We start from the raw sequence: 4,546 nt of genomic DNA on the forward strand, positions 1-4,546 counted from the left end.
CGGGCGGCCGAGCCGCAGGCCCCTTCGCGCGCCGTTCTCTGGCTTCACGACCTGCCGGTGCGGCCCGCCCTGGTGGGCGCGGCGTCGATCGCGCTGTTCGTTCTGGCGTGGCACGTGCTGACGACCTGGAAGCTCGACCTCTACGTCCGCTTCATGAACGTGCCGACGCCGGCGGACGTGCTGGCGAGCGCCGAGGCCGCCTGGGGCTCGCCGACCTTCGCCAGCCATCTGCTGATGAGCTGCCGGCGGATCGCCTACGGCTTTGCGCTCGCCGCCCTTGTGGCTATCCCGCTCGGGCTGCTGATGGGCCGGTTCAGGCTGCTGCGCGAGATGGTGTTTCCGGTCTCCGAGGTGCTGCGGCCGATCCCGGCGATCGCCTGGGTGCCGATGTCGATCATGCTGTGGCCGACCAACGAGCAGTCGATCGTCTTCATCACCTTCCTGGGCTCGTTCTTCCCGATCCTGCTCAACACGCTGCACGGCATGGCGACCGTCGACCCGGTCCTGGTGCGCGCCGCGCGCTGCCTCGGCGCCCGGGAGGCCGCCGTGTTCCGGGAGGTCTATCTGCCGGCGACGCTGCCGCAGATCTTCACCGGGCTGACGGTCGGCATGGGGGTCGCCTGGGTGTCGCTGATCGCGGCCGAGATGATCTCCGGCCAGTTCGGCATCGGCTACTTCACCTGGGAGGCCTACAGCCTCGTCCAGTATCCGGACATCGCCCTCGGCATGATCGCGATCGGCGTGCTCGGCCTCGCCTCGAGCTGGACCATCCGCCTGCTCGGCCGCCTCGTCATGCCCTGGAGCCCCGCCCGATGAGCGTCACCTCCCTGAAGGCGCGGGTCGCGAAGGCCGGGCAGGCGCAGGCGCCCCTCGACGCCCGCAGCGAGCGCCAGGGCCGCATCGAGATCGAGGATTTCGGGCTGCGCTACAAGACGGCGACGGGCTTCACCGAGGCGGTGACGGGCGTGTCGCTCACCGTGGAGCCGGGCGAGTTCGTGTCCATCATCGGGCCGTCAGGCTGCGGCAAGTCCACCATGCTGAACGCGCTCGCGGGCTTCCTGAAGCCGACCAGCGGCTCGGTCATGGTCGATGGCAAGCCGGTCGACGGGCCGGGGGCCGACCGCGGCATGATCTTCCAGCAATATTCGCTGTTTCCCTGGAAGACCGTGCGCCAGAACGTCGAGTTCGGCCTGAAGATGAAGGGCATAGACGCCGCAGAGCGCCAGCGCCAGGCGCGGACCCTGCTCGGCCTCGCCGCCCTCTCCCAGTTCGAGGATCACTACCCGGAGGCGCTGTCGGGCGGCATGAAGCAGCGCGTCGGCATCGTGCGCGCGCTCGCCACCGGCCCACGGATCCTGCTGCTCGACGAGCCGTTCGGCGCGCTCGACGCCCAGACCCGGCTGATCATGCAGCAGATCCTCACCAATATGTGGCAGAGACTGAAGATCTCGGTGCTGTTCGTGACCCACGACATCGACGAGGCGATCTTCCTGTCGGACCGGGTCTACGTGATGACCGCGCGGCCGGGCTCCATCAAGGCCGAGATCGCCGTGCCGCTCGCCCGGCCGCGCGAGCCGGCGGTGATCATGTCCTCTGAGTTCCTGGCGCTCCGGCGCGGGCTGATGAGCCTGATCCGCGAGGAGAGCCTCAAGGCGATGGGCGGCGAGATCAACGCGGACGCCCTGAAGGGGCTCGCGACGAACTTCGACAACAACGATCTGGCGCGCTCGCTCTGAGCGGCTGAGCGCCCGGCTCCCCAAATCGAGGACTGAATGCCGATGACTTACGTCGTCACGGAGAACTGCATCCGCTGCAAATACATGGACTGCGTCGAGGTCTGCCCGGTCGACTGCTTCTACGTCGGCGAGACGATGCTGGTGATCGCGCCGGACGAGTGCATCGACTGCGGCGTGTGCGAGCCCGAATGCCCGGCGGCCGCGATCAGGCCGGACACCGAGCCCGGCATGCAGGGCTGGGCGGCGTTAAACGCCAAATACGCCGCGCTTTGGCCGAACGTGACCGAGAAGGCCGAGCCGCCCGCCGACGCCCGGGACTGGGACGGCGCGCCCGGCAAGCTCGAGGCGGCCTTCGGCGCGGCCGATCCCGCCATCGCCTGAGCCAGGCCTCCCGAAAACTCTCCGAGGACGAGTCTGATGAGCAAGTATCTGGAAGAGCGCGTGACGCATGTGCATCACTGGACGGAGACGCTGTTTTCGTTCCGCACGACGCGCGATCCGTCGTTCCGCTTCCGCAATGGCGAGTTCACGATGATCGGGCTCGAGGTCGAGGGCCGGCCGCTGACGCGGGCCTATTCGGTGGTGAGCGCGAACTATGACGAGGAGCTCGAGTTCTTCTCGATCAAGGTGCCGGACGGGCCGCTGACGTCGCGCCTGCAGCATCTCAAGGTCGGCGACCCGATCCTGATCGGCAAGAAGCCGACCGGCACGCTGGTGCTGGACAATCTGATGGCGGGGCAGAACCTCTATCTGCTCGGCACCGGCACGGGGCTCGCGCCCTTCCTGTCGATCATCAAGGACCCCGAGACCTATGAGCGGTTCGAGAAGGTGGTCCTGGTGCACGGCGTGCGGCAGGTGGCCGAGCTCGCCTATGGGGACACGATCACGCAAGGGCTTCCGAAGGACGAGCACCTCGGCGAGATGATCTCGGCGGGGCTCGTCTATTACCCGACCGTGACGCGCGAGCCGTTCCGCAACACCGGGCGGATCACTGACCTGATGCGCTCGGGCCGGCTGTTCTCGGACGTCGGGCTGCCGATGATGTCGAAGGAGCGCGACCGCTTCATGCTGTGCGGTAGCCCCGAGATGATCCGCGACACGCGCGCGCTGCTGATCGAGGGCGGCTACCAGGAGGGCAACCACGGCGAGGCCGGCCACTTCGTGATCGAGAAGGCCTTCGTGGAGAAGTGATCGCCCGGCGCTGAAACCGGGCCTCTGCGAAGGCCGGGCGCGGATCTTGCAACGCGCTCCTCATGTTCGCACCGCCGCCCTCCAAACCTCGCCTTTCCGACCGGGCCTTTCGGGCATGATCGGCGCCTGCCTCATGGGGCTCGGCGGGGCCATGCTGGTTCTCGGCGAGTTCGCGCGCCGGCGCGAGGCGGCGTGGCTGACCCGGAGCGACACGTTCGAGGCCGGTTACGCGGCATTGGCCGGCCTGTGCGCCGCCGGCGGGCTGTTCATGATGCTCCCGCCGCCCGGCTGAGCCGCGTCTAGACGCGCAACGCCCTCGCCGCAAAGCAAAAACGCCGCGCTCCGGTTTTCGGGGCGCGGCGTTTCTGTTTGTCAGGTCGAACCGGAGCGCCGGTTTACTTGATCTTGGAGAGCGAGGTGTCGAAGGAGAGCGAGACCAGGAACCGGTCCCCGCAGGAGCCGCGCTGCCCGATCGTCAGGGCGCATTCGGTGCGGGACAGGTTCGCGCCGGTGTAGCGGAGGTCGAGCGTGGCGGCCTTGTAGGAGACGCCGCCGCCGACGTTCCAGAAGGTGTAGTCGGGGGCAAAGCCCTCCTTCACCCAGTTCCGGCCAAGCTCGCCCGAGACGTAGAGGCTGAGATCGGGGTTCGGCAGCACGCCCGGAAAGGCGACCTTGGCGAACAGCGAAGAATGGCCGGCGTCGACGTTGTAGCCGATATAGCTGCTGGTCCAGTAGATGTTGGCGCCGATGGTGATGTTGTCGGTGACCGCGTATTTCGCGATGCCGTAGATCTTCCAGAAGTCGAGATCGTGGCCGCCCTTCTGGCCGACATAGTTGATGTCGAGATAGCCGACGTCGAGGGTCAGTCGGTCGAAGGTGTGGCGGACGCCGCCGTACCAGTCGGCCTCGATCGAGGGATCGTTGCCGCCGAAGTCGACATTGGACGCCCACGCGCCGGCGTAGACCCAGTCGAACAGCGAGACTTCGACATAGCCCTGGACGGCCATGTGCCCGCGGGTCTGGCTGACCGAGCGCAGGATGTAGTCGTTGGCGCCCTTCACCCCGAAGGCCACGTCCCAGATCGTCGGCTCCGCCGCCACGGGCTCGGCCACCAGGATGTCCGCCGCATGGGAGGGGGCGGTCATCGCGAAGCCGGTCGCGCCGACCCCGAAGGCGACGCAGGTCGCACGCAGAAGATTGTTCATTTCACTGTCCCCGAAGACGTTGCGAAACCAAGTAGGCCTCTGCGTCTTCTGCCGAACAACTGGAATCTTGCCGCATATCGCGGTGCAACAAGAAGTATTGCAGAATTATCACAGACGGTTGAGCGCTAAAATCTGAGCAACGTCGCTCAAAAAGTAGCCGGTCCGGCCGTGCTGTGCGGCGCGAGCCGAGCAAATCAGGGCGTCTAGCCAAAACCGCCTGATCAAAAAATGAACCGCTAGACGCCCCGAGGGGCTGCCTGCGAAAGCGTCACTGCGGAGGCCCGGTGGTCCCCCCGGATCCGGCGCAACCGGAGCTTGCGCCCTGGACGGCGCTCGCAGCCGGGCGCCGGCCTCCGAAGCTGAGCGAGAGCTTCTTCAGCGGCCTGTCGCCGGGGGCGAACTTCGGCGCGCAGT

The 4,546-nt window shown here is 67.2% G+C and carries 6 protein-coding genes; 5 read left to right on the plus strand and 1 reads right to left on the minus strand.

Going from position 1 to position 4,546, the window contains the following annotated elements; translation table 11 throughout:
- The 5 genes from ACIKT0_RS13410 to ACIKT0_RS13430 form a co-directional block, all read left to right on the plus strand.
- A partial coding sequence (locus ACIKT0_RS13410) for an ABC transporter permease (RefSeq protein ID WP_407105823.1) occupies positions 1-816 on the plus strand: 816 nt, incomplete at its 5' end.
- Complete coding sequence (locus ACIKT0_RS13415) at positions 813-1,736, plus strand: ABC transporter ATP-binding protein (protein ID WP_407105824.1); 924 nt, start codon at positions 813-815, stop codon at positions 1,734-1,736. The genes ACIKT0_RS13410 and ACIKT0_RS13415, both read left to right, overlap by 4 nt.
- 42 nt (positions 1,737-1,778) lie before the next feature.
- Positions 1,779-2,117 (plus strand): ferredoxin FdxA, encoded by a 339-nt coding sequence (fdxA, locus tag ACIKT0_RS13420; protein ID WP_407105828.1) that lies wholly within the window; start codon positions 1,779-1,781, stop codon positions 2,115-2,117.
- 36 nt (positions 2,118-2,153) lie between these two features.
- Positions 2,154-2,927, plus strand: coding sequence for a ferredoxin--NADP reductase (locus ACIKT0_RS13425; RefSeq protein WP_407105825.1), 774 nt, complete (start codon positions 2,154-2,156; stop codon positions 2,925-2,927).
- A gap of 151 nt (positions 2,928-3,078) precedes the next feature.
- Complete coding sequence (locus tag ACIKT0_RS13430; protein WP_407105826.1) at positions 3,079-3,219, plus strand: hypothetical protein; 141 nt, start codon at positions 3,079-3,081, stop codon at positions 3,217-3,219.
- Positions 3,220-3,322: 103 nt separating this feature from the next.
- Here the strand turns inward: ACIKT0_RS13430 and ACIKT0_RS13435 are convergent, their stop codons facing one another.
- A complete protein-coding gene (locus tag ACIKT0_RS13435; protein WP_407105827.1) occupies positions 3,323-4,132 on the minus strand; it encodes a TorF family putative porin in 810 nt (269 codons plus the stop codon).
- Positions 4,133-4,546: the final 414 nt, after the last annotated feature.

Source organism: Hansschlegelia beijingensis (genome assembly GCF_045505405.1).
In the GTDB taxonomy this organism is placed as follows: Bacteria; Pseudomonadota; Alphaproteobacteria; order Rhizobiales; family Methylopilaceae; genus Methylopila; species Methylopila beijingensis_A.

Bases quoted from the DNA above. Each gene is read 5' to 3' on its own strand.
- ACIKT0_RS13415 (WP_407105824.1), top strand. From the start codon at position 813: ATGAGCGTCACCTCCCTGAAGGCGCGGGTCGCGAAGGCCGGGCAGGCG.
- fdxA (WP_407105828.1), top strand. From the start codon at position 1,779: ATGACTTACGTCGTCACGGAGAACTGCATCCGCTGCAAATACATGGAC.
- ACIKT0_RS13425 (WP_407105825.1), top strand. From the start codon at position 2,154: ATGAGCAAGTATCTGGAAGAGCGCGTGACGCATGTGCATCACTGGACG.
- ACIKT0_RS13430 (WP_407105826.1), top strand. From the start codon at position 3,079: ATGCTGGTTCTCGGCGAGTTCGCGCGCCGGCGCGAGGCGGCGTGGCTG.
- ACIKT0_RS13435 (WP_407105827.1), bottom strand. From the start codon at position 4,132: ATGAACAATCTTCTGCGTGCGACCTGCGTCGCCTTCGGGGTCGGCGCG.